Raw genomic sequence first — 23,188 nt, 5'->3', positions numbered from 1 at the left:
AGGCGCGGGCGAGAGACCCGGAGGCGGTGCCGCCGCGACGCCCTCATACCGGGCGTATCCGGGCGTTGCGGCGGTGCCGCCTCCGGGTCCCTCGGTCGCCACTGTCGCCCAACGAGACTTGCAGGACAGCGCCTAGTTCGCAGGTCTAGGCCGCGGACGAGCTCCGCGCGCGAGACCGCTCCACCAGCGAGAGCAGCAGGCCTTCCTTGGTGGACCACGGGGAGATGTCCACGACGTCGTGGCCCGAGACCTTCATCAGCCCCTCCGCGACCACCGCGCCCGCCAGCGACTGCTGGGCCCGGTGGCGGGAGATCCCCGGCAACGCCGCGCGTTCGCGGACCGAGAGCTTCGCGAGCCGCGGGATCCACTTCTCCAGGTCCTTGAGCCGCAACTGCCGCGGCGCGTAGGCGTCGCTGCGCGCCCCGGCGAGACGGGCGAGCTGTTCGAAGACCTTCGAGCAGCCGACCGCGCGAGCGCTCTCACCCCAGGGGAACGCGGTCGCGAGGCGTTGCGCGACCTCCAGCCTCAGGTCCGCGACGGTGAGCCCGGCGCGCGTCAAAGTCCTTGCCCCCAAAGGCAAGGACACCGCGCGTTCGGGTTCGGCGCCGGATCCGGCGGCCAGCTCGACGGTGCCGCCGCCGACGTCCAGCACGACCATCTGGCCTGCGCCCCAGCCGAACCAGTGCCGGGCCGCGGCGTACGAGAGGCGTGCCTCTTCCTTGCCGGACAACACCTTCAGCTCGACGCCGGTGCGTCTGGCGACCTTGCGCATGACCTCGTCGACGTTCGACGAGTCACGGACGGACGACGTGGCGAAGGGCAGGAACGGGACGTCGCCCGCCTTCTTGCGCGCGGCGAGCACCGCGGCGCAGAGCGACTCGACGCCGGCTCGGCTGATCGCCCCCTGGGAGTCCAGCTCCCGGTCGAGTCTCAGCCGCACCTTGTGGGACACGAGCGGACGCATCAGGTCTCGTTCCACGACGACCAGATGCGCGCTGAAGCACCCGACGTCCAGAACCCCGACCGCCATCCGCCACCTTCCTTCTACCAAGTCTTCTTTACCCCATCGGCTGCCATTGTGCGGACCTCAGCCCCCGATCGAGCAATCTTGACCCGATGAGATGCGTTACAGTCACCGAATGTCACTGGCAGAGATACCTTCCCGGCTCGAACGCGCCCTCGGCAAGGCGCAGTCCGGCGTAATCGTGCTGGCGGTGAACGGTCTCTCGTCGGACGTGGCCAAACAGTCGTGGTTGTCCGCCTCCACCTCCACGCTCTCCTCGACGGTGCCGTCGACGTCCGCGACGGCGTTGCTGACGGCGCTGACCGGGGTGCCGGCCGACGTCCACCGCGTACCGGGAACGGTGTACCGCAACGGGTCCGGGCTCGTGCACGCGATCAACGGCACGCCCGCGATCCCTGCTCTGCCGACCGTGCTGGAGCGCCACGGCGCGACGGTGCTGGCCCGCGAGCTCGACCACCTCGAGGGGACCTGGGCCCAGGCGCTGCTGCGCGGATGCGCCCGGATACCCGCGCCCGCCGCGCACAAACTGGCGGCGCAGTCGGAGGATCCGCCGTTGCTCGTCGCGAACGTCGTGGCCGACCTCGACAAGGCGCTCAAGGACGCGCGGTTCCTCTGGACGTACGTCAACATCGGCGAGCACGTGCGCCGCCACGGGTACGACGAGTCGGTGCACGAGGCCATGCTCCGTCTGGACGCGCACGCTTCCCGTTGGGCCGCACAGGGTTGGACCGTCGTGGCGCACTCCGACCACGGCATGGTCGCGGTCGAGCCGGATCCCGACCTCGTCGAGGCGTGGGACGCGATCGTCCGCGAGGAGTGCGTCATCCCCTCCGGCGGCGCGGGCCGCCTGCGCTGGCTCTACCCGAAGCCGGACCGGCTGGAGGCCGTTTTCGACCGCGTGGCAACGGTTCTGGGCGACTCGGCGACGGTGCACCACGCCACCGATCTCGGTCTGCCGCAGCCCGAGGCCGGCCCTGTCGTCGCGGTGGCCGCGTCCCCGCGCTTCCCCGTGCCGGACCCGACGGTGCGCTACGAGCACGGCGGTCTGAGCCGCGACGAGATCGACGTCCCCTTCGCCGTCTGGCAAGCCGTACAGTGAGTGTGTGCACGTCGAATTCTCCACCACCATAAGGGAAATCGATTCTGCCGATTGGAATGCCGTGGTGCACCGAGCGGGTGCACCGGTGTTCTACGAACACGCGTACATCAGTGCCTACGAACAGACGCCGCTGACGGCCGTCGAGTCGTTCGCGTACTTCGTCGCGCGAGACGGTGACAGGGCGGTCGCCGTCATGCCGGCCTACGTCCAGAAGGCCGCGAACCCGTTGCGACGCCTGCACGAGGTCTACCCCGAGGCGGTCGGCGAGCCGGCGTTGCTCAGCCACACGTGGCACTGCTACGACGCGCACGTGCCCGCCACCGCGGAGGTGTTGCCGCGGCTGCTGGACGCGATGATGCGCACGGCGTCGATGCTCGGCGTGCCGTGGTGCGGGTTCATGAACGTCCAACGCGGAGACGCGCTCTCACAGGCACTGCGCGCGGCCGGTCTGCCCGCGCGCCACCTGTCGGACCGGTGGGTCACCGGCCTCAGCACCTACGAGCGCTACCTCGCGAGCCTGAGCCTGCGCGCCAGAGCGAACCTCCGGCGCAACGAGCGAAGATCGAAGGAGGCCGGCGTCACCATCGAGGCCCTGCCCGTCGACCACGCCTCGCTCGACGAGATCACCCTGCTGTGCGTCAAGACCGCCAGCCGCTTCGAGAACACCGGGTACTACCCGGGCACCACCTTCGGGAAGTTCGTGACCGCGCTCGGCGATCTCGCGCACGTGATCGAGGTGCGCCAGCACGGCAAGCTCGTCGCGGCGGGCGTGTGCCTCACCGACGCCACCCGCTTCCACACCTGGACCTGCGGCGTCGACTACGCCGTCGAAGGCGGCTACAGCCCGTACGGCGCGTTGTTCGCCGAGTCCGTCCGGCTCGCGATCCGCCTGGGCAAGTCGACACTTGAGGGCGGCCGGGGCAACGCCGCGTTCAAGCGCCGCCACGGCCTGAGCCCCCGCCATTTGGACGCAGTTCTGCTCCGCACCTGAACCGCGCATTGTTCATCCTTGTGAACAATTCTTTTTACAACGTCGGATTCCAGCGGGTTCATGTACATGATCCGCCCCTTCAAGCCGGTCAGCAGCCTGACGCAAGGTGCAGGAACCAATTTTTGACGCACCTTTACACGCGCTGATCAGATCTGGCAGGGTGACCGCCGGGCGCAAGGCGAAGAAAGGGACTGGACGGTCTCGTGAATCTGTCTCGACGCACCCTTCTGGCGTCCGCAGCGGCCACTCCCCTGCTCACCGGAGCAGGCGTGGCCATCGGTGCGGGAGAAGCCTCCGCTTCCCCCGCGAAGCTCCGTGCGGCCCTCGACTACGGCAACGCCAAGTTGAAGGCGGTCGCACCCGGCATCACCTCGTTCCCGGAGATCACCAGGGCCGAGAGGTGGACCTACGTCGCCGACGGCGGCTGGATCGGCGGTTTCTGGCCGGGAACCCTGTGGCTCGCGCACCTCGACAGCGGGGACGCGCAGTTCCGCGCGCTCGCCGAGGCCGCCAACGACCGGCTGGCTCCACGCCGGCTCCAGCCGCGCGACCACGACCTCGGGTTCCTCTTCTCCCCGTCCTGGGTCACCGCGTACCGGCTCACCGGCGACACGAAGTGGCGTGACGGCGCGATCGACGCCGCGAACACCCTGATCCAGCGCTGGAACGCCACCGGCAGGTTCATCCGCGCCTGGGGTGCTCTCGGCACTCCGGGCAACGCCGGTCGCGTCATCATCGACACGATGATGAACCTGGACCTGCTCGCGTTCGCCACCGAGCAGACCGGCGACCGCAAGTTTCTCGACATCGCGATCGCCCACGCCAGGACCACCCAGACGCACTTCGTGCGCGCGGACGGCTCGACCCCGCACGTGTTCGACTTCAACCCGGACACCGGCGCGGCCATCGGCCTGAACACCGTGCAGGGCTACAGCCCGACGTCGTGCTGGGCGCGCGGCCAGGCGTGGGGCATCTACGGCTTCACGACGATGTACCGGCGCACGGGCCTGCGCGAGTTCCGCGACACCGCGCGCAAGCTGTCCGACTACGCGCTGTCGGTGCTCACTCCGGACGGCGTGCCGGTGTGGGACTACCGCTCGCCGTTGGGCGTCAACGACATCAAGGACTCGTCGGCGGGCGCGATCATGGCGTGCGGCCTGCTCGACCTGGCGAAGGTCACCGGCACCACCCGCTACCACGACCGGGCGCTGAAGATCCTCGACGGCCTGGTGAGCACCTGTCTCACCACCAGGTCCACGCGGGCCGAGGCGATCCTGGCCCGCGGCACGCGCAACCGCCCGTCCGAGGACGGCGTGGAGATCTCGCTGCCGTACGGCGACTACTACCTGTACGAGGCGATCCTGCGGGTGCTCAAGCCCGCGCAGATCGCGAAGGCCATCGGCCTGTAAGGCCCTTACTGCTCGACCACCTTCGCCGTCGGCCCGTCGCTCCAGGTCGCTTCCAGCCTGGACAACCGGCCGGCGGCGTTGCGGAAGTTCACCACCAGCGGCCCGCCGGGCTGCTCCACCGACACCGAGTACCCGTCCGCCGGTGTGGCCGACAGCGCCTGCACCCCCTGCGGCCGGTAGCGGACGACCACGTCCCCTCCGCGCAGGTTGAACGCGTGGACGTACGAACCGTCCGCCTGCCATTCCCCCTGCGGAGATTGAGCCGAGGTGGGACGCGCATCCGTACTACTGGGAGGAACCGGAACTGTCGTAGTGACCACAGGAGGCCTGGTGGAAGAAGGCGTGACAGGTGGCGGGGTGTCGATCGAGGCACCGGTCTCGGGCACCGGGACGGTGAGCGAGGTGATGGTCGGCATCGGCAGCACCGCGGAGCTCGTCGTGGACCCCACGGCGGCGACCGGTGCGGGTTCCATCGCCCATCGGATGCCGAACCACGACAGGCCGACGGCGACCGCGGTCACCACCGCCCAGGCGACCAGGTATCCGACGGACCGTCTCACTGCGGCAATCCTCCCGTAGCGGCTCATGGCATCAGTACTGCTGGTCGAAGACGACCCGGTGGTGCGGGCGGCGGTCACGCGCGCCCTCACCGGCCAGGGCCACATCGTGCACGGTGTCGCGCTCGCGATCGAGGCTTTGCGCGAAGTCACCGCGAACAGCTACGACGTCGTGGTGCTCGATCTCGGGCTCCCCGACCTCGACGGCGGTGACGCGCTGCGGATGATCCGAGGCGTCACGAACACCCCGGTGGTCATCGCGACCGCCCGCGACGACGAGGCCGGGATCGTCCGGCTGCTCAACGCGGGCGCCGACGACTACCTCGTCAAACCCTTCTCCAGCGAGCACCTCGAAGCCCGCCTGCAGGCCGTGCTGCGGCGCGCCCGCGACAGCAAGCAGCTCGTCATCGGAGGCCTGGAGATCAACGTGGACCTCCGCAGGGCCTCTGTGGACGGCCAGGAGCTCTCCTTGACGCACAAGGAGTTCGAGCTGCTCTCCTACCTCGCGGCACGGCAGGGGGAAGTGGTGCCGCGGGCGGAGATCCTGTCGAGCCTGTGGCCGTCCCACCGGGACGACCAGACGCTCGACGTCCATCTGTCCTGGCTGCGCCGCAAACTCGGTGAGCGGGCAGCGCAGCCCCGTTATCTGCACACCGTGCGAGGAGTCGGCGTGCGTCTGGTCGACCCCAGATGAGGCGTTCACTGGTGCTGGTCGCTCTCGCGGCGACCAGCATGGTGGCGCTGGCGTTCCTGATCCCGCTGGCGATCATCGTGAAGAACTCCGCGTACACCCGCGCGCTGAGCGAGGCGGAGAAGCAGGCCAACGCGATGACTCCGGCGTTGCTGATCACCCGCAAGGCGCCGGAGATCCGCCAGGCGATCAGGTTCACCCGGTACGGCGGTCAGCAGCGGCTGGCGGTGCACGTCAGCACCCCGGTCGGCACGTACGGCTACTCGCACATCACCGCGGCGGACCTGCAGGAGGCGCAGCGGCTCGCGACGGCGTCCACGGTCGAGAGGCCCGACGGCGTGGCCTACCTGCAACCGCTCGCCACCAGCGAGAACGGGATCGTGATCGTCGAGGCGTTCGTGCCCCACGAGCAGCTCACCCAGGGCGTCGTCCGCACCTGGGGGGTGCTCGCCGGCGTCGCGGTCGGCCTGGTCGCCGGGTCGGTGCTGGTCGCCGACCGGCTGGGCGCGCGGGCCGTCCGGGCCACCCGGACGCTGGCCGAGGGCGCGCGCCGGATGGGCCAGGGTGACCTGTCGGCGCGGGTCCCGGTGAAGGGGCCACCCGAGTTCAAGGAGGTCGCCAAGGCCTTCAACTCCATGGCCGAGCGCGTCCGGCACCTGCTCGCCGCCGAACGCGAGGTGGTCGCCGACCTCTCGCACCGCCTCAGAACCCCTCTCACGGCCCTTCTCCTGGACGCGGACACCCTCGGGCAGGGTCTGGGGGCGGACCGGGTCCGAGAGGCCGTCCAGGGCCTCGAGAGGGAGGTCGACGAGATCATCAAGGCCGCGCGGTCCGGCCTGCAGCCCGACGACAGCGGCGCCGACGCGGCGGAGGTCGTGCGCGACCGGCTGGTGTTCTGGTCCGCGCTCGCCGACGACCAGGAGCGGCCCTGGACCGTGCGGGGTGCCGACAAGCCCGCTCCCGTGCCGTTGTCCCGCTCCGACCTCGCGGCCGCGCTCGACGCGTTGCTCGGCAACGTCTTCCGCTACACGCAAGAGGGCACGCGGTTCGCCGTGACGCTCGTGCACCAGGCCGACCTGGTGGCGCTGGTGGTCGAGGACGCCGGTCCCGGCATCGCGGACACCGAACGGGCGGTGCGGCGGGGTTCCAGCGGGGGTGGTTCCACCGGGCTGGGGCTCGACATCGCCCGCCGTGCCGCGCAGAGCACGGGAGGGTCTCTCCACGTCGACCGCGGGCCGTTGGGCGGTGCACGCGTGCAATTGAGGCTCCGGAGGCTCTGAAGGGGCGCGGGGGCCGGCAGGACGAACACCGCCGGCGGCGCGGACCGTGGGACGGGTCCAGCGCCGCCGGCGGGCACCGGCCGGCTGCGCGGCACCGCTGCCGCACCACCGAGTCCCGAGCAGGAGGGAGGAACCCGATGAGCAGTGCGCGCTTGCCTTCCCACACCGGTGAAACGAGGTGGATCAGCCGGGGCTCTCGGCGCCTGGTGTGGGGACCGGCGTATTCAGTGGGTCTGGGATCGTTTTTGTGATCTGACATGAAGTTAGCCGACCACTGATCGCCGCCAATCCCCCGTTCAGACGATTAATCCGTTTTAAATATCTTTAAGTTCGCCCGGCCGGCCGTCCGCGACTTAACGCAATTCAAGGCGACGTCGTCCGCACATTCGAAAAGCGACTCATACCTTCGACGCGGTTGAGGATCGCGCCTGGCTCCGCGAGAACTGCTGAACCTGCGCGCGCACCACCCGCAGGGCTTCACGCCCATCACCACTTCGCCGGTTCTTCGTCGACGGACTCGAGCACGCACGAGACCGAGGTCTCGGAGAGGGGGTTCGCGCGGCACAGTCCGGCACCTGAACGTGAACGCCGAGGTGCGTGCTTTCACGAACTCGGGGCACCAGTCGGCGATCATGTCGACGGATTCCACGGAAGGGAGCATCGGCACCGCCACCGGTTCGCCCGGAAGCGATGCTGACCCGAAATGATCACGGAGTGGGCCCAACGCTATACTCAGAGTGAGCACTGAGCCCTGTCTTCGTGACCCACACGTGACTTTTGACGGGTGAGTCAACCGGGCCATTGCTTCCCGCGTATACCCATGTAGATTCCCGCACACCGTGACGGCCATTCGGGTGACTGTCACGGACTCGCGCGCCGGACGCGAAACGGAGGCAGCATGCAGGCGAACGCCCAGACCGCCCAGGTCGACGACCTGACACTCATCGCGCTGCCCACCGCGGTGAACTGCGCGGATCTGTTCGTGCGCTTCACCCTCGGTGAATGGCGCCTGCGCAACATGACCGCGGAGTGCTCGGCCGTCGCTTGCGCGCTGGTCGAAGCCGCCATCGAGTCAGCCGACCCCAAGACGTCGCGGCTGATCACGCTGCGACTGCGACTGAGCGGCGACTACCTCGTCGTCGAGCTGGAGGCAGCCAGGTTCATCATGCCGCCCACCTCCCCTGACCTGCGCACCGGCGAGCTCCAGCTCGGCGGTGGCATCAAGCTGATCTGGTGCGAGATGCAGCTGCCGACGGGCGTGAACGCCAACGCCGTGCCGCTTCCTCGCCGCGAGAAGCGCCGTTCCCCCGCCGCCGAGGCGCTGGGCGACGAGCCGGACGTCGATCCCGAGCTCATCCAGCGCATCCTGTTCGGGCTCGGTGGCTCGATGGGCAACGGCCACCAGCGCTGACCCCGCTTCACCACAAAGGCGCATCCAGCCGCGGATGCGCCTTTGTCGTGTGCGCGCTCTCACCGCAGTGGACGCTTCACCTATAGGTTCTGCCAGCTAGAAATAACCGATTCCGGTCGGGCCTGGACTTCGGTTAACGCACGGATTCCGGCGACATTTTTCGGCTGCCGCTCCCGCAATGTTGCTCTGGTTGGCGGACGGTTCGTGAACACCCTTTCCGATACGGTCTCGTACCACGCCGCCCGAACTGTCCCCGCACATTCGGAGAGGCGTCCCATGATTTCCACGCTGGCCGCAGCCGCACTGGCTCTGTCCACCCTCGTCGTTCCCCCGGCCGCGGACCCGCCCCCGCCGGGCCAGATCACCATCGACGTCGTCACCGTCAACGGCTCGGGCTGCCGCGCCGGCACGGCCGCCATCGCCGTCTCCCCCGACAACAAGGCGTTCACGGTCACCTACAGCGACTACCTGGCGCAGATCGGGCCCCAGTCGCTGCCGACCGATTTCCGCAAGAACTGCCAGCTGAACCTCAAGGTCAACGTCCCCGGCGGATTCACCTACGGCATCGCGCAGGCCGACTACAGAGGTTTCGCCCACCTCGAAAAGGGCGCGAAGGGCACGCAGAAGGCGAGCTACTACTTCCAGGGAATGTCGGACAACGACCAGCGGTCCAAGACGTGGACCGGCGCGCTGAGCGACGACTGGCAGGTCACGCACAAGACCGACGTCGCCTCGATCATCTACCACCCGTGCGGGGCGAAGAGGAACTTCAACATCAACACGGAGCTGCGGGTGGACAAGGGCACGTCCGACCCGAAGAAGACCAGCTTCATGGCGATGGACTCGACGGACGGGTCGATCGAGACGATCTACCACTTCTCGTGGAAGAAGTGCCCGAAGTAGGTACGTGAACGCGCCCTCGCACGGCAAGGCCGGAGCCCAGGAGGCACGGGCTCCGGCCTTGCCGTTCCCGTTCGATCAGCCGAGGATCTCGTCGAGCGCGGCCTCGTACTCCTGGGCCTGCGTCGGCGGCAGCTCCTTGGACACCCGCAGCAGCACACCCCCGACCACGTGGCCGTACCCGGCGAGCATCGGCATCTGCTTGCCGAACTGCTGGATGTACTCCATCCGCGCCTTGGCCCCCGCCTCGCCGGGATGTAGCCGTTCGGTCTCCGAGCTGCTTGTTCAGATCGTCCTCAGCGCGGCCTGAGGCACGGGCCGGCTCTCGGCGGGCGCCACCGGGGCAGCGGCGGCGCGGTTCGTGACGGACGGGCCGGTGCCCGTCTGGGCCGGGGACCCGCACCCGGAACCTCCTCGCAGGCACGCGACCAACAGGGCGAGCCGCGCCCAGTCCAGGAACACGGCAAGGCCGGAGCCCAGGAGGCATGGGCTCCGGCCTTGCCGGTCGACACGATCCCGAAAGACCTCAGATGTTCTGGTTCGCGAACCCCTTGGTGGCGATCTTCGACAACATCCCCTGCCACACCGAGGTGCTGGTGTGCGGGTCACCGGTCACCCCGAGCGCCGACTTGAGGCCGTTGAACGCGCTCGTCGTGGCAGGTCCCCAGATGCCGTCGATCGCGAGGCCCGAGCCGCGGAAGTTGTTGCAGGTGCCCTGGACGAACTTCGTGTCCGCCTCGGAGTCCTTGAGCACGCGGACCGGCATGCCGCCGAAGTCGGCGTGGATGTGGTCGCGGTGGTCGGCGTTGTACCAGCCGTCGAGCACGTAGCGGAACCGGCGGCGGCACACGGCTTCCGTTGCGAGGTAACGCTTGCGCAGGGCCGCGGTGCTCGAGGCGTGGTGCTGGTCGAGCGGCGAGGTGACGTTGCCGTTGGACCAGCGGACGTGGTCGAGGTCCATCGCGGTGCCGGCGCCGTGCTGGCCCGCCTTGTTGACATAGAAGCCCGCCGAGACGATGTAGCTGATCGAGCCGTAGCTCGACGAGAGCGAACGCAGGTCGCGCACCCAGGCGACGAGGGCATTGTAGAACGCGTCGGTGGCCTGCCAGTTGCGCGCGGTGGTGTTGCCGCGGTTGGAGCGCCAGTAGTAGACGGGCGTGCCGTCGATCTTCTGGAACGTCATCATGGCCAGCGCGCCGACCTCGGCGGCCTCGATCTCCGCGGGCGTGTGCTGGTCGGCGGGCGTGGGGGCGGCACCGGCCAGCCCCGGTGCGATGGTGGACAGGCCGGCGAGACCGGCGACGGCCGCCGCGCCCGTGACGAAGCCGCGCCTGGTGACGTTGTTCTCGAACACCCCAGTACTCCCTCTGCGTCCAAGCCGGAGGCGGCAGGGTGAAGGCCTGTCTCACTTACCGGCCCGAGGGAGTCTAGGGATGTCGTTCGAACGGCGGAATCGCGCCTGACCTGGCTTTTTCCTTTGCCTTTACCGGTGGCGCGCGGTCAGCGGACGGGGCCGAGCACGCGGGTCAGGCTCTTCTCGGTGTCCGTGCCCAGCTTCTCCAGCGCGAGCTTCGCGACCGGGGCGCCGAACTTCGCGAGACCGTTGAACTCGACGTGCGCGCGGTACGCGATCCTGGCGGTGCCGGGCGTGTCGCCCGCGCTGATCGTGATGTCGTCGGTCGAGGTGGCGGTGTCGTTGCGTCCCACGAACTGCAGCCCGCTCGCGTCGTCGCGGGTCAGCTCGTAGACGAGCTCGGTCTTGCGGCCGAGGAACGACGACACGTTGCGCCAGCGCGACCCGACCTCGACCGGGCCGTCGTCGAGACGCGTGCACGACACGGTGCCTGGGTCCCACTGCTCGGCACGGGAGAAGTCGCGCAGGTACTCGATGACGCCCTCGGGCGTGGAGGCGACGGTGAAGGTGCGCTCGACGTCCACACCGGACACGTGCGGCGAGTTGAACGTCTGCGGTGCCAGGCGCAGCCGGTACTGGTCGAGGAGCTCGGCCTGGCTCGCGGCGCGGTGCTGCAGCCGCTCGAGGCGCGTGTCGTCGAAGCTGCCGAGCTTGCGCAGCGTCCGCCACAGCGCGGTCTTGCCCTCGATGCCGACGCGCAGGGTCTCCAGTTCGAGGACGTCGCTCAACGGCGAACGACCGAGCACCCTGCCGTTGAACTTCAGCCTGCCCGCTTTCTCGGTGAGCCAGCCGATCGCCTCCTTGTGGGGACGCGGCTCGACGCCGGTCTCGCGCATGAGGTCGAGCAGCTCCTTGCGGTCCGCTTCGACGTCGTCCGCCAGAACGCGCAGCTCAGGATGGATGCGGCTGGTGCGACGGGCGAGCTCGGTGCTCGCCATCGCCCCGGCCAGGTGGTCGTTGAGGTAGATGCCCAGCAGCTCGATGTTCACGCCGTCCGGTTACCCCTGGCCAAACCTCTACCGCCGTTCCAGCGCCCGCATCGGCTCCAGGATGATCGGCTGCGTGCGGCGGCCCGTGACCAGGTTCCACGCCCACTGCGTCACCACCGCGGCCCGGTTGCGCCACCCGACGAGGAACGCGATGTGCACGACCGCCCACGCCGCCTTGCCGATGATCCCCTTCAGGCGCAGCTTCTTGATGTCCGCGACGGCGTCACCGGGCGAGATCGTGGCCATCGTGCCGAGGTCGAGGTACCGGAACGGCTTGGCCCGGCGCCCCTGCAGACGTGCCTTGATGACGCGGGCGACGTGGTGGCCCTCCTGCAGCGCGGGCTCGGCGATGCCCGGCAGGTCGTTCAGGTTCACCATGTCGCCGATGGCGAAGACGTCGTCGGTGACCGAGCAGTCGGCGGGGTTCACCCGGATCCGGCCCTTGCGGTCGGTCTCGGTGCCGGTCGCCTCGGCGAGCTGACGTGCCAGCGGCGAGGCCTGCACCCCGGCCGCCCAGATGATCGTCCGCGCCTCGACCCGGTCCCCCTCCTTGGTGGTCAGGCCCTCCGCGTCGATGGACTCGACCGTGGCGTTCGTCATCACGGTGACCCCCAGCCGTTCCAGCTTCACCCGCGCGTGCTCGCGCAGTTCGGCGGAGAACGGTGGCAGCACGTGCGGCACGGCGTCCATCAGCGTGATGCGGACGTCCCGCGGGTCGATGTCCCGGAACTGCCCCTTCAACGCCCTGCGCACGAGGTCCGCGAGCTGCCCGGCCAGCTCGACGCCGGTCGGACCCGCCCCCACGACCGCGAACGACAGCCACTGCTTCGGGTCCTCGGACGCCACCGCCGTCTCGAACGCCCGCAGGAGCTTCGAACGCAGGTCGACGGCCTGTTCGAGGGTCTTCATCGGCGGCGCGTGCTCGACCCACTCGTCGTGCCCGAAGTAGCTGTCCCGCGACCCCGCCGCCACGACCAGCGTGTCGTACGCGATCTGCCGCGACCGGCCGTCGGGGAGGTCGACGTGGACGTGCTTGGCGGCCGTGTCGAAGCCGGTCACCTCGCCCAGCAGGACGTGCGCGTTGCGTTGTTTGCGCAGGATCGCCCGGAACGCCGGCGCGATGTCTCCCGCGGGCAGCAACGCCGTCGCCACCTGGTAGAGCAGCGGCTGGAACAGGTGGTGGTTGGTGCGGTCGATCAGCGTGACCTCGGCGTCCGCGCGCTTCAGTCCGCGCACGACCCCCAGACCGCCGAACCCGCCTCCGACGACTACTACCCGATGCTTGCCCATGCCTGTCGCATACCCGCTGACGGCGGTACCTATCCGGCCGACCGGCCGCATACCCGTCCCGAACGGGGGTATCCGCCGCCATGACCACCACCGCTGACCAGTCGCTCTGGCTCGCCGCGCTCCCGGCGACCCCTCGCCCGCCGCTCACCGGCGGGCACACCTACGACGTGGCCGTGGTCGGTGGCGGCATCACGGGCCTGACCACGGCGGTGCTGCTCAAGCGCCGGGGTCTGCGCGTGGTCGTGCTGGAGGCCGACCGGGTGGCCTCGGGCGTGTCCGGCAACAACACCGCCAAGGTCACCGCCCTGCAGTCCACCGTGTACTCCCAGATCCGCCGCACCCACGGCCTGGCCGCCACCACCGACTACGCCGCCGCGTCCGTGGCGGCCGTGGCCCAAGTCGGCGAACTGGCGAAGGGGATCGACTGCGACCTGCGCCGGTCCCCCGCCGTCACCTACGCCTACTCCGAGTCCGAGGTGCGCGACGTCGACAACGAGCTGATCGCGGCCCGTCAGGCCGGGCTCCCGGTGCGCGACGCGAAGAACGTCGACCTGCCGTTCGAGGTGCACGCGGCGGTCTGGCTCGACGACCAGATCTGCCTGCACCCCGTGAAGTACCTGCAGGGGCTCGCGGCCGAGGTCGACGGCGACGGCAGCCTGGTGTGCGAGCACAGCCGCGTGCTGGACGTGAGCGGCAACCGGGTGTCCACCGCGGACGGTCACGTCGACGCCGAGAAGATCGTGATCGCGACGCACTACCCGACGCTGGACCGGGGTCTGTACTTCCCGCGCCTCGAACTCACGCGCGCCTACTGCATCGCCGCCCGCGTCCACGCGCCGACGCAGGCGCTCGCCATCAGCACCGGCAGCCCGTCGTGGTCCATCTCGGCGTACGAGGACAAGCTGATCCTCGCCGGGCAGAGCCACCCGACCGGCAAGGCCGCCGTGGAACCGTTCCGCAGGCTGGAGGACTTCGCCCGCCGGCACTGGCAGGTCGAGGAGATCACGCACCGCTGGTCGGCGCAGGACCCGACGGCCTACGACCACCTGCCGATGATCGGCAGCTACACGCCGGGCAACAGCACGGTCTTCACCGCGACCGGGTACATGAAGTGGGGACTGACCAGTGGCACGTTCGCGGCGTCGCTGCTCGCGGACCTGGTGACGGACAAGCCGAACGCGCTCGCGGAGCGGTTCAGCCCGCACCGGCTGTCGCTGAAGTCGTTGCCGGCACTGGTGAAGAAGAACGCCGAGGTCGCGGTGGAGATGGTCGGCGACCGGATCGTCCCCGCCGACGCGACGTCCAGCGAGAACCTGAAGCCCGGCCACGCCCACGTCATCCGGGACGGTCTGGGCAAGACCGGCGTCTACCGCGACGACGACGGCAAGCTGCACGGCGTCTCGATGCGCTGCACGCACCTCGGCTGCCTCGTCCGGTTCAACGCCGCCGAGCGCAGCTGGGACTGCCCGTGCCACGGCTCGCGCTTCGACGTCGACGGCGAGGTGCTGGAGGGACCGGCGACCCGGCCCCTCCCCCGCAAGGAAGCGCGCTAGCGCCGTGGTTCGGGAGGGTGCCGGGTGAATTCACGGTCAGACGGGTGCATCGCGGTGCCCTGCTGAGCGTGAGTTGCCCAGCCGACGTCCCGTACCACGGCGCTAGCGGTGTGGCTCGGAACGTTGCCGGGGAATTCGCGGTCAGACGGGTGCATCGTGGTGTCGCCCCCACGTCCTCGTACTGGTGGTACGGGGACGTGGGGGGCGGCGGCGCGAGGTGCCCTGCTGAGCGTGGATCACCTCGCCGACGTTCCGAGTCGCGCCACTAACTCTTGGCCACCAGGGTGAGCACGTCGTACTTCGCGACGGACTCGCCCTTCTGGTTCGTGACGTCCGAGTCCCAGCGGACCTCGCCGTACTCCTGGTCCTCGCGCGGCGTGATCTGCTTGACGGTCAGCGTCACCGTCAGCTGGTCGCCGGGGAACGTCGGCGTGACGAACCGGAGGTTCTCCAGGCCGTAGTTCGCCAGCACGGGGCCGGGCTCGGGCGAGACGAAGAGGCCTGCCGCGAACGACACCACGAGGTAGCCGTGCGCGACGCGGCCGCCGAAGAACGGGTTCGCGGCGGCGGCTTCCTCGTCCATGTGCGCGTAGAACGTGTCGCCGGTGAACGACGCGAAGTGCTCGATGTCCTCCAGCGTCACCTCGCGCGGGCCCGCCACGACGGTGTCACCGATCTTCAGCTCGGCCAGCGTCTTGCGGAACGGGTGCACGGCGTCTTCGTTGCGAGGCGCGCCGGTGACCCAGCGGTTCGTGATGGCGCCCAACGTGCGTGGGCTGCCCTGCACGGCCGTGCGCTGCATGTGGTGCATCACGCCGCGCATGCCGCCCATCTCCTCGCCACCACCGGCGCGGCCGGGGCCACCGTGCACGAGCATCGGCAGCGGGGAGCCGTGCCCGGTCGACTCGGCGGCGTCCTCGCGGTCGAGCACGAGCAACCGGCCGTGCCACGGTGCCGCACCGATCACGACGTCGCGCACGAAGTCCGTGTCCGCGGAGACGATCGAGCCGACCAGCGACCCGGCACCGCGCGCGGCCAGCGTCACCACGTCGTCCACGGAGGTGTACGGCATCAGCGTCGACACCGGCCCGAACGCCTCGACCTCGTGCGGCTGCACGGCGTCCGCGGCGGCGCGCAGCAGCATCGGCGACATGAACGCGCCGCGCTCGGCATCCGCGTCCACAAGAGACAGAGCGCCGTCGCCGTAGACGACCGAGGCGTTCTCGCGCAACGCCTTCAGCGACCGGCGGACCTCCTCGCGCTGCTCCAGCCCGGCCAGCGCGCCCATCTTCACGGACTTGTCCGCGGGGTTGCCGATCACGACCTCGGCCAGCTTCGCCGACGTCGCCTCGGCCACCGCGTCCATCAGCGACTCGGGCACGAGCGCGCGGCGGATCGCCGTGCACTTCTGCCCGGCCTTGGTCGTCATCTCCGAGACCAGCTGCCCGACGAACAGGTCGAACTCGGGCGTGCCCGGCTGGGCGTCCGGACCGAGGATCGAGCAGTTCAGCGAGTCGGCCTCGGCGTTGAACCGCACCGACGACCGGATCACGGCCTGGTGCGTGCGCAGGTGCTGGGCCGTCGACGCGGAGCCGGTGAACCCGACCAGGTCCTGCGGCGTGAGGTGGTCGAGCAGGTCACCCGCCGAGCCGCAGACCAGCTGCAGCGACCCCTCGGGCAGCAGGCCGGAGGCGAGCATCAGCTCGACCATCTTCTCGGTCACGTACGCCGTCTGGGACGCGGGCTTGATCAGCGACGGCACCCCGGCGATGAACGCGGGCGCGAACTTCTCCAGAGGCCCCCACATGGGGAAGTTGTAGGCGTTGATCTGCACCGCGACGCCTCGCAGCGGCGTGCAGATGTGCTGGCCGACGAACGTGCCGCCGCGCCCGAGCGGCTCGACCGGCCCGTCGACGTAGACCTTGTCGTTCGGCAGCTCGCGCTTGGCCTTGGACGCGTACCCGAGCAGCACGCCGAAGCCGCCGTCGATGTCGATCCACGAGTCGGACTTCGTCGCGCCCGAACGGGCGGACAGCGCGTACAGCTCGGCCTTGTGCTCCTTGAGGTAGAGCCCGACGGCCTTCAGCAGCTGCGCGCGCTGGTGGAAGGTCAGCTCGCGCAACGCGGGCCCGCCGACCTCGCGCCCGTACCGCAGCGCCGCCCCCATGTCGACGCCCGCCGACGAGATCCGGGCGATCTCCTCGCCCGTCACGGCGTCGTGCAACGGCGCGCCCTCCACCGAGGGCGTGTGCCACCCACCCGACACGTAGCTGCGCAGCAAGCTCATCGAGCCAACCCTTCTCGCTGGGCGCTGGATCCTCAGCGACCCGACCACCCGGCAACGTATCAGCCGCCGGGTAGCGTCGGCGGGCGTGAAGGCTCTGCTCACCACGCTCGGAGACCTGCTCGCGCGGAAGGCCCCTCACCAGCACTCGACGCTGCGGCCGGGCACCTCGGACCTCGGCCCGCTGACGGCGAGGCTGCCCGTGCCGCCGCACCCCGACCTGGTCGCGTTGTGGGAGTGGCACGACGGCGTCGACCACCGCGTTCCGGACCCGTTCGAGATCGCGTCGTCCTGCGCCTTCACGGACGTGAGCACCGCCGCGCGGACGTGGGACGAGCAGCAGGCGATGCGAGAGGCGTACCCGGACGCGCCGTGGCGGCCGGAGTGGGTGCCGATCGGCTCGGACGGGTGCGGTGGCCTGCTGGTGGTCGACCACACGCCCGCGTCCGGCTTCCGCGTGTTCAAGGCGTTCGCGGAGGCGGGCGACTTCGTGCACGTCGTGGCCGAGTCGCCCCGCGCCATGGTCACCGATCTCGTCGCCCGCCTCCGCGACGACGTGCCGGCCGACCCGATCTCGCGGTACGACCAGCGCTACCCGTTCGGCTAGCGGGCCAGCGCGCCCAGCAGCACCGGCGCCACCTCCGGGCGGCACACCAGCAGGTTCTCGGACCGGGGGTCGGCGGAGCGGTACTCCACCGGGCTCCCGTCGAGGTGCGACGTGTGCGCGCCGCACGCACGGGCGACGGCGACCGGGGCCGCGCTGTCCCACTGGTACTGGCCCCCGTCGTGGACGTACGCGTCGACACGGCCGGTGCACACCGCGACGGCCTTGACCCCGGCCGAGCCCATCGGCACGAGCTCGACGTCGAGCACCTCGGCCAGCTCGTCCACCAGTGGTGGGCGGTGGCTGCGGCTCACGGCCACCCGCAGCCGTTCCGCACGAGCCCCGGGCAACGGTGTGGGAGCGGCGGTGCTGTGCGTCTCGCCGGAGGAGAGGGCCACGGCACCGGCGGTGAGCTCTCCTGCGTCGGTGAGGGCGACGTGGACGGCCCAGTCGTCACGGGAGCGGTCGCAGTACTCGCGGGTGCCGTCCAGCGGGTCGATGATCCACAGACGGCCGGTGCGGGCGTCCGGCGTGACGGGGTCGCCCTCCTCGGACAGGACGGCGTCGTCCGGGCGTTGCCTCGCCAGCTCCTCGACGAGGAGGTGGTGCGCCCTGCGGTCGCCCTCCCGGCCGAGTTCGGGACCGGAGGCGTGCTCGGATCGTATGCGTGCCAGCAGATCGCGGGCGGCGGAGGCGAGAGTGGACGCGAGAGTGTGGTCGTCCACTGTGGTCAGTCCTGAACGGTGAGGACGACGTGGTCGCCGTCGACCTCGAACCGCGTGTGCGAGAGGTCGGGCACGACGATGTCCGCGTCGAGGTCCGCGCCGATGCCCAGGGTCGTGCAGCCCGCCGCACGGCCGGAGGCGAGACCGGACGCGGTGTCCTCGACGGCGAGACAGCGCCGTGGGTCCGCGCCCAGTTGTTCGGCCGCGTTCAGGTACGGCACGGGTGAGGGCTTGCCGTGGTCCACGTCGTCGGCGGTCACGAGGACCTCGGTCTCCGGGAGGCCGGCCGCGGCGGTGCGGGCGGTCGTGACGTCCCGCGTGGAGGAGGTCACGATGGCCTTCATCGGGCCCGCGGCGCTGGTCGCGTCCAGGGCGCCCGGCAGCACGACGACGCCGTCGAGGTCGTGGGTGGCGATGTGGGTGTAGTGCTCCAGGCCCTGGGAGTGGCGGTCGGGCGGCAGCAGCGCGGCGACGATGTCCCTGGCGGGCTTGCCTTCCGTGCCGGCGAGCCGGGCCGGGTCGACGCCCTCCTCCTCGGCCCAGCGGTGCCAGGCCCGCCGGACGGCCTCCGTCGAGTCGATCAGGGTGCCGTCGAGGTCGAACAGCACCGCGTCGAATTCCAGTCGCATGGTCATCCCTTCGCTGTGGTGGTCACGAGTTCGCGCTGTTTGACGTACCGGACCAGCAGGATCACGAAGCCGAGCGCGGCGAGGCCGAGCACACCGCCCAGCACCGCGACGCCGGGCAGGCCCGCCTGGTCGAGGGCGATGCCGCCGAGACCGGCGCCCGCGACGATCCCGATGTTGAAGGCCGACACGGCGAACGACACGGCGAGCTCACCGCCCTCACCGGCGGCCTGGAAGAGCGCGGCCTGCACGGCGGGGACGAACGACCACGCCGCGAGCTGCCAGACGACCACCAGCGCGATGGTCTGGGGCGTGTCGGTGGACAGGGGCAGCACCGCGAGCAGTGCCACGGCGGTGATAGCGGCGGTGATCAGCAGCGTCCTGCGGGAGTCGGAGTCCGCGCCCCTGCCGCCGATCACGTTGCCGACGACGGCGCAGATGCCGGCGATGAACAGCACGACGATCACCATGGTGCTGCTCATCCCGGCGCGCTGCTCCAGCAACGGCACGAGGTAGGTGTAGACGGTGAACGAGGCTCCCCAGAACAGGGTGATCGCGGCCAGCCCGACGAGGACGGGCGCGGTGCGGACCGCACGCAGCCGTTCGCTCAGCGGAGGACCTTCGTCGGCACCCGTCGGCGGCAGCACGGCGGCGATGAAACCCAGTGACAGCAACGCGAGCGCGCCGATCACGAACATCGGCACCCGCCAGCCCATGTGGTGGCCGAGCAGGGTGCTGATGGGCACGCCCAGCGCGGTGGCGGTGTTGACGCCCGCCTGGATCGTCGCGATGGACGACGCGCGGCGCTCCTCTCCGCCCAGGCGGGCGGCGGCACCGATGGCGGTGGCCAGGTAGAGGCCCATCATGGCGCCGGACAGGATGCGCGAGCCCAGCAGAACCGGGTAGTTGGGCGCGAGGCCCGCGGTGGCGTGACCGAGGGCGAACACGGCCAGGCAGCCGAAGAGAACCTTGCGGCGGTCCATCCGGTGGCAGACGGCGGCGAGCACGGGCGCGCTGATCGCGAACGCGACGGCGTTCAGCGTCACCAGCTGGCCCGCCGCCGCCTCCGACACACCCAGATCGCGCGCGATCTGGGGAAGCAGGCCGACGACGGCGAATTCAGTGCACGCTACCGCGAACGCACCGCTGAACAAAGCCCAGATCCAGATTCTTTTCATTGCCCCCTCCAGGCGTGCGCGTCGGGTGCGCAATTGACAGAAGGGTTGACGGCTCGTTCCCGAGATATGCGGATTCATGCCGAGAAAAGCAGAACTGCCGGTCGTACGACTTTGGTCTTCACGAGATCGGACTAGTGCCGATACGTCCGGTTACCGCCCGAACGAGCGGTTCCAAACGGCGATCACGTGGGTACGCCCACTGTGCCAGGCGTCCTGGGGGGACACCGCGCCACAGCCGAGTCAAGGGGAGGATCAGCTGTGCTCGAGGACGACGTGGAGCCGCACGCCACGCCGCGATCACCAGGACGAACAGAGCTCGTGGACGCCGCCCTCGCCGCACTGGCGCGAGGAGAGGGCAGCGTTCTCATAGCCGAGCAACACGGGGTCATGGGCCGCCGGACGCTGGTCAGCCGGGTGAGGACGCGGGCCGCACGGGCAGGGATCCGGGTGGTGCACGGCCGCGCCACCCACGTCGACCGGGTCGCGCCGCTGTCCACGCTGCGGGCCGCGCTGGGGGCGCGACTGCCCGACGCCGGCGTGGACCACCTGACGGCGTTGCGGCAGCTCAGGACACAGCTGGAGGACCTCTCGGCCGGGTCCGGCCTGCTGGTGTGCCTCGACGACCTGCACCACGCCGACGACGTCACCGCGCTCGCGCTGCGCATGCTCATCCCCGGACTCGCGAACACCCCCGTGCTGTGGCTGCTGTCGTTTCGCCGGTCGCAGGCCTCGGCCGCCGTGCTCGGCGTGGTCGACGTGCTGCTGGAGGCCGGTGCCGGCGCCATGCCCGCGACCTGGCCGGTCGGCGAGGACGTGCGACGGTTGTGCGCACGCGTGCTCGGCGCGGAACCCGACTCCGCGGTCGTGGACATCGCGAGTGACGTCCACGGTGACGCCGAACGGGTCGTGCGTGCTCTGCACGACGCCGGGCACGTGCGCGTGGCGGACGGGAAAGCGCTGCTCGGGCCGGCTGAGCAGCCGTTGCCGCACTGGCTCGTCGCCGAGGTCCGCTCGGCGCTCGGCGATCTCACCGGGCCGACCGCCGAGGTGCTGGACGCGGGCGCCGTGCTGGGCCGGCGGTTCACCGTGCACGAGGCCGCCGACCTGCTGCGCCGTCCGGTCGCCGAGCTGCTCTGGGCCGCCGCGCTGCTGGTGGAGACCGGCGTGCTGGCCGCGGTGACCAGCGGCCTGACCTTCCGCAGCGAACTGGTGCGGCGGGTCGTCTACTCGGGGCTCACCGAGCCCGTGCGGGTGGCGCTGCACCGCGAGGCCGCCGACGTGGTCGCGCGGGAGGGCAGGCCGGCCGACGAGGTCGTGCACCACGTCGAACGCGGAGGCCACTGCGGTTCGGAGGCCGTGGTGGGCACGCTGCGCAAGGCCGTGCGGGACCGGGCGGGTGGCACCGGCGAGGCCGCGCGCCTGGCGGTGCGGCTGCTGGACCTGGTCGGGGACGGCGGCGGAGAGCTGACCGTGGACGCGGTGCGGCTGCTCAGCGCGGACGGCCGCACCGCGCAGGCCTGGGACCTCGCCGTGCACGCGCTGAACCGCACGTCGGACGCGGGCACGGAGACGCGGCTCGTCTGCGCGCTCGCCGAACTGGCCGACGCCCGCGACCCCGGCCACCACCACATGGTCGTCGAGTACGCGCGCCGGGCGGCGGCACGGCTGGACCTCGCCGCGCAGGACCACGCGGACCTGGCCGCCGTGCAGGCCTACCGGCTGGTGGCCGCCGGGCACACCGACGCCGCGGAGAGCGCCGCGGCCAGGGCCGGGTCGGCCGGGGGCGAGGCGGTCGTGCTCGGCTCGGCGGCCCGCGCCCAGATCGCGTTGCGCCGCGGCGAGCTGGAGCGGGCCCTGGACCTGGCGCGGGCGGCCGTGCACGAGGCCGACCGGGCAGGGCCGGTGCAGCGCGGGCTCGACTCGCGGTTGTGGCTGTGCGCTCCGCTCGTGGCGCTGGACCGGTTCGACGAGGTGCACTCGACGCTGGCCCTGGTCGCGAGGGAGACCGCGCACCTGGGCGCCGCGTGGCCGGTGTCGCGCTGGCAGTACCACCAGGCCCGGGCACGCCTGGCTTCCGGACAGCTGCGGGGCGCGGCCGCCGACGCCGAGGTCGCCGTCCTCACCGCGCGGGACTCGCCGTCCTCGCCGGTCCTCGGGCGCGCGTTGCTGCTGCTCACCGAGATCCGCACGGCGCTCGGCCACCGGGAGGCCGCCGAGGCGAACCTGCGGGAGGCCGAACAGCTGGGCGGCCAGGGCACCGGGATCGCGTGGCAGCGGGTGCTCCTGCTGTGCGAGACCGCCCGGTACGACGAGGCGTCCGAGGTCGTGGAAGGGCTGCTGGGCAGCACCGATCTGGTCGAGTTCACGGCCACCGCCGCCTCTCCGGTGGCACCGCTGCTGGTGCGCCTGGCCCGGCATCGCGGTGACGAGCACCGGGCCGCCCAGGTCGTGCGGGCCGCACGGGAGCTGAGCGAACGCAACCCCGGGGTCCTGTGGGTCGCGGCGGCCGCCGCGCACGCCCAGGGCCTCCACGACGAGAACGCCGGTGCCGTGGCCGGTGCCGCCGAGCTCGCCCGGCTGGCCGGCCGTCCGGCGGCCGCCGCCGCGGCGCTCACCGACGCGGGCCACCTCGCGTTCGCGCGGGGTGAGCCCGAACGAGCCCGTGACCTGCTGGAACAGGCCCGGTACAGGTGGACGGCGGTGGGCGCGTCCCACGCCGCCGAGCGCATCATCGCGGTCCCGGACGTGGCCGTGCCCGATCCCGACGACCCGGTGCCGTCGCCGTCGCTGGAGCTGTGGGCGAGCCTCACCGGCACCGAGGTGCGGGTGGCCCGGCTGGTCGCGCGCGGGCTCACCAACAAGGCCATCGCCACGCACCTGACCCTGTCCCCCAACACCATCGGCACGCACGTCCGCAACGCGTTCACGAAGCTCCAGGTCACCAACCGCGTCGAGCTGGCGCTGCAGGTGATCGCACACGAGCGAAAACGCCCTTCCCACTGACGTGAATTCACGCGGCTCCTCACTTGTATGAGTGAGGAGCCGCGTCGCGTTGTCCGGGCGAACACTTCAGGTTCATGGATTTACGCGAGCTTCGCATTCACTCCAGCCGGGGACTCTCTCAATGCGAGGGGGTGAAATTCAGCTCCCAATCGGGCGAATT

The 23,188-nt window shown here is 70.6% G+C and carries 20 protein-coding genes; 10 read left to right on the top strand and 10 right to left on the bottom strand.

From position 1 onward, the window contains the following. Positions 1 to 145: 145 nt before the first annotated feature. On the bottom strand, positions 146 to 1,030 hold the full coding sequence (locus ACWF7A_RS31520) for a Ppx/GppA phosphatase family protein (RefSeq protein WP_452254137.1): 885 nt from the start codon (positions 1,028 to 1,030) through the stop codon (positions 146 to 148). A gap of 109 nt (positions 1,031 to 1,139) precedes the next feature. On the opposite strand from ACWF7A_RS31520, the gene ACWF7A_RS31515 reads away from it, so the two are divergent. The 3 genes from ACWF7A_RS31515 (at position 1,140) to ACWF7A_RS31505 (ending at position 4,523) form a co-directional block, all read left to right on the top strand. Further along, a complete protein-coding gene (locus ACWF7A_RS31515) occupies positions 1,140 to 2,123 on the top strand; it encodes a hypothetical protein (protein ID WP_452254136.1) in 984 nt (327 codons plus the stop codon). Positions 2,124 to 2,208: 85 nt separating this feature from the next. Next, positions 2,209 to 3,114, top strand: coding sequence for a GNAT family N-acetyltransferase (locus tag ACWF7A_RS31510; RefSeq protein WP_452254135.1), 906 nt, complete (start codon positions 2,209 to 2,211; stop codon positions 3,112 to 3,114). A gap of 269 nt (positions 3,115 to 3,383) precedes the next feature. After that, entirely contained in the window at positions 3,384 to 4,523 is a 1,140-nt protein-coding gene (locus ACWF7A_RS31505) for a glycoside hydrolase family 88 protein (protein WP_452254134.1), read from the top strand. Between the two features lie 5 nt (positions 4,524 to 4,528). Here the strand turns inward: ACWF7A_RS31505 and ACWF7A_RS31500 are convergent, their stop codons facing one another. Beyond that, entirely contained in the window at positions 4,529 to 5,083 is a 555-nt protein-coding gene (locus ACWF7A_RS31500) for a hypothetical protein (RefSeq protein ID WP_452254133.1), read from the bottom strand. A 25-nt stretch (positions 5,084 to 5,108) separates the two neighbouring features. Here ACWF7A_RS31500 and ACWF7A_RS31495 point away from each other — a divergent pair, with 25 nt between their 5' ends. The 4 genes from ACWF7A_RS31495 to ACWF7A_RS31480 all read left to right on the top strand — a co-directional run bounded on the left by ACWF7A_RS31495 (position 5,109) and on the right by ACWF7A_RS31480 (position 9,365). After that, positions 5,109 to 5,774: a response regulator transcription factor gene (locus ACWF7A_RS31495; protein WP_452254132.1), complete on the top strand. Its 666-nt coding sequence runs from the start codon at positions 5,109 to 5,111 to the stop codon at positions 5,772 to 5,774. Continuing rightward, entirely contained in the window at positions 5,771 to 7,051 is a 1,281-nt protein-coding gene (locus ACWF7A_RS31490; RefSeq protein ID WP_452254131.1) for an ATP-binding protein, read from the top strand. Before ACWF7A_RS31495 ends, ACWF7A_RS31490 begins: the two co-directional genes overlap by 4 nt. A gap of 898 nt (positions 7,052 to 7,949) precedes the next feature. Next, positions 7,950 to 8,462, top strand: coding sequence for an ATP-binding protein (locus ACWF7A_RS31485; protein ID WP_452254130.1), 513 nt, complete (start codon positions 7,950 to 7,952; stop codon positions 8,460 to 8,462). Between the two features lie 276 nt (positions 8,463 to 8,738). After that, positions 8,739 to 9,365: a DUF4360 domain-containing protein gene (locus ACWF7A_RS31480; protein ID WP_452254129.1), complete on the top strand. Its 627-nt coding sequence runs from the start codon at positions 8,739 to 8,741 to the stop codon at positions 9,363 to 9,365. Positions 9,366 to 9,440: 75 nt separating this feature from the next. Here ACWF7A_RS31480 and ACWF7A_RS31475 read toward each other — a convergent pair whose 3' ends face one another. From ACWF7A_RS31475 to ACWF7A_RS31460, 4 genes are all read right to left on the bottom strand, one after another. After that, positions 9,441 to 9,590, bottom strand: coding sequence for a hypothetical protein (locus ACWF7A_RS31475; protein WP_452254128.1), 150 nt, complete (start codon positions 9,588 to 9,590; stop codon positions 9,441 to 9,443). Between the two features lie 298 nt (positions 9,591 to 9,888). Next, entirely contained in the window at positions 9,889 to 10,716 is an 828-nt protein-coding gene (locus tag ACWF7A_RS31470; RefSeq protein WP_452254127.1) for an extensin family protein, read from the bottom strand. A 146-nt stretch (positions 10,717 to 10,862) separates the two neighbouring features. After that, positions 10,863 to 11,765, bottom strand: coding sequence for an SRPBCC family protein (locus tag ACWF7A_RS31465; protein ID WP_452254126.1), 903 nt, complete (start codon positions 11,763 to 11,765; stop codon positions 10,863 to 10,865). 27 nt (positions 11,766 to 11,792) lie between these two features. Then, complete coding sequence (locus ACWF7A_RS31460) at positions 11,793 to 13,055, bottom strand: NAD(P)/FAD-dependent oxidoreductase (protein WP_452254125.1); 1,263 nt, start codon at positions 13,053 to 13,055, stop codon at positions 11,793 to 11,795. A gap of 80 nt (positions 13,056 to 13,135) precedes the next feature. Here ACWF7A_RS31460 and ACWF7A_RS31455 point away from each other — a divergent pair, with 80 nt between their 5' ends. Next, positions 13,136 to 14,608 carry an FAD-dependent oxidoreductase gene (locus ACWF7A_RS31455; RefSeq protein ID WP_452254124.1) on the top strand — a complete coding sequence of 491 codons (1,473 nt, stop codon included), beginning with the start codon at positions 13,136 to 13,138 and terminating at the stop codon, positions 14,606 to 14,608. 265 nt (positions 14,609 to 14,873) lie between these two features. On the opposite strand, the gene paaZ is transcribed toward ACWF7A_RS31455, so the two are convergent. Continuing rightward, positions 14,874 to 16,895, bottom strand: coding sequence for a phenylacetic acid degradation bifunctional protein PaaZ (gene paaZ / locus ACWF7A_RS31450; RefSeq protein ID WP_452254123.1), 2,022 nt, complete (start codon positions 16,893 to 16,895; stop codon positions 14,874 to 14,876). Positions 16,896 to 16,980: 85 nt separating this feature from the next. Between paaZ and ACWF7A_RS31445 the strand changes: the two genes are divergently transcribed. Beyond that, positions 16,981 to 17,499, top strand: a complete 519-nt coding sequence (locus tag ACWF7A_RS31445; RefSeq protein WP_452254122.1) for an SMI1/KNR4 family protein — start codon at positions 16,981 to 16,983, stop codon at positions 17,497 to 17,499. Here the strand turns inward: ACWF7A_RS31445 and ACWF7A_RS31440 are convergent. From ACWF7A_RS31440 to ACWF7A_RS31430, 3 genes are read right to left on the bottom strand one after another with little or no spacing between them, the layout of a single operon-like run. Continuing rightward, complete coding sequence (locus ACWF7A_RS31440; protein WP_452254121.1) at positions 17,496 to 18,221, bottom strand: 3'(2'),5'-bisphosphate nucleotidase CysQ; 726 nt, start codon at positions 18,219 to 18,221, stop codon at positions 17,496 to 17,498. The two genes, ACWF7A_RS31445 and ACWF7A_RS31440, sit on opposite strands and share 4 nt — an antisense overlap. Positions 18,222 to 18,226: 5 nt before the next feature. Then, a complete protein-coding gene (locus tag ACWF7A_RS31435; protein WP_452254120.1) occupies positions 18,227 to 18,850 on the bottom strand; it encodes an HAD-IA family hydrolase in 624 nt (207 codons plus the stop codon). 2 nt (positions 18,851 to 18,852) lie between these two features. Next, complete coding sequence (locus ACWF7A_RS31430) at positions 18,853 to 20,025, bottom strand: MFS transporter (protein ID WP_452254119.1); 1,173 nt, start codon at positions 20,023 to 20,025, stop codon at positions 18,853 to 18,855. Positions 20,026 to 20,283: 258 nt separating this feature from the next. Here ACWF7A_RS31430 and ACWF7A_RS31425 point away from each other — a divergent pair, with 258 nt between their 5' ends. Beyond that, positions 20,284 to 23,028: a LuxR C-terminal-related transcriptional regulator gene (locus ACWF7A_RS31425; RefSeq protein ID WP_452254118.1), complete on the top strand. Its 2,745-nt coding sequence runs from the start codon at positions 20,284 to 20,286 to the stop codon at positions 23,026 to 23,028. Positions 23,029 to 23,188: the final 160 nt, after the last annotated feature.

Source organism: Lentzea sp. NPDC055074 (assembly GCF_053608005.1).
Note: the sequence above shows the minus strand (reverse complement) of the source record. Positions and strands in the feature narration are given on the sequence as shown.

Coding starts and splice junctions, on each gene's coding strand:
- ACWF7A_RS31480 (WP_452254129.1), top strand. CDS start 8,739: ATGATTTCCACGCTGGCCGCAGCCGCACTGGCTCTGTCCACCCTCGTC.
- ACWF7A_RS31460 (WP_452254125.1), bottom strand. CDS start 13,055: ATGGGCAAGCATCGGGTAGTAGTCGTCGGAGGCGGGTTCGGCGGTCTG.
- ACWF7A_RS31485 (WP_452254130.1), top strand. CDS start 7,950: ATGCAGGCGAACGCCCAGACCGCCCAGGTCGACGACCTGACACTCATC.
- ACWF7A_RS31435 (WP_452254120.1), bottom strand. CDS start 18,850: ATGCGACTGGAATTCGACGCGGTGCTGTTCGACCTCGACGGCACCCTG.
- ACWF7A_RS31455 (WP_452254124.1), top strand. CDS start 13,136: ATGACCACCACCGCTGACCAGTCGCTCTGGCTCGCCGCGCTCCCGGCG.
- ACWF7A_RS31490 (WP_452254131.1), top strand. CDS start 5,771: ATGAGGCGTTCACTGGTGCTGGTCGCTCTCGCGGCGACCAGCATGGTG.
- paaZ (WP_452254123.1), bottom strand. CDS start 16,895: ATGAGCTTGCTGCGCAGCTACGTGTCGGGTGGGTGGCACACGCCCTCG.
- ACWF7A_RS31520 (WP_452254137.1), bottom strand. CDS start 1,030: ATGGCGGTCGGGGTTCTGGACGTCGGGTGCTTCAGCGCGCATCTGGTC.
- ACWF7A_RS31515 (WP_452254136.1), top strand. CDS start 1,140: ATGTCACTGGCAGAGATACCTTCCCGGCTCGAACGCGCCCTCGGCAAG.
- ACWF7A_RS31430 (WP_452254119.1), bottom strand. CDS start 20,025: ATGAAAAGAATCTGGATCTGGGCTTTGTTCAGCGGTGCGTTCGCGGTA.
- ACWF7A_RS31475 (WP_452254128.1), bottom strand. CDS start 9,590: ATGGAGTACATCCAGCAGTTCGGCAAGCAGATGCCGATGCTCGCCGGG.
- ACWF7A_RS31495 (WP_452254132.1), top strand. CDS start 5,109: ATGGCATCAGTACTGCTGGTCGAAGACGACCCGGTGGTGCGGGCGGCG.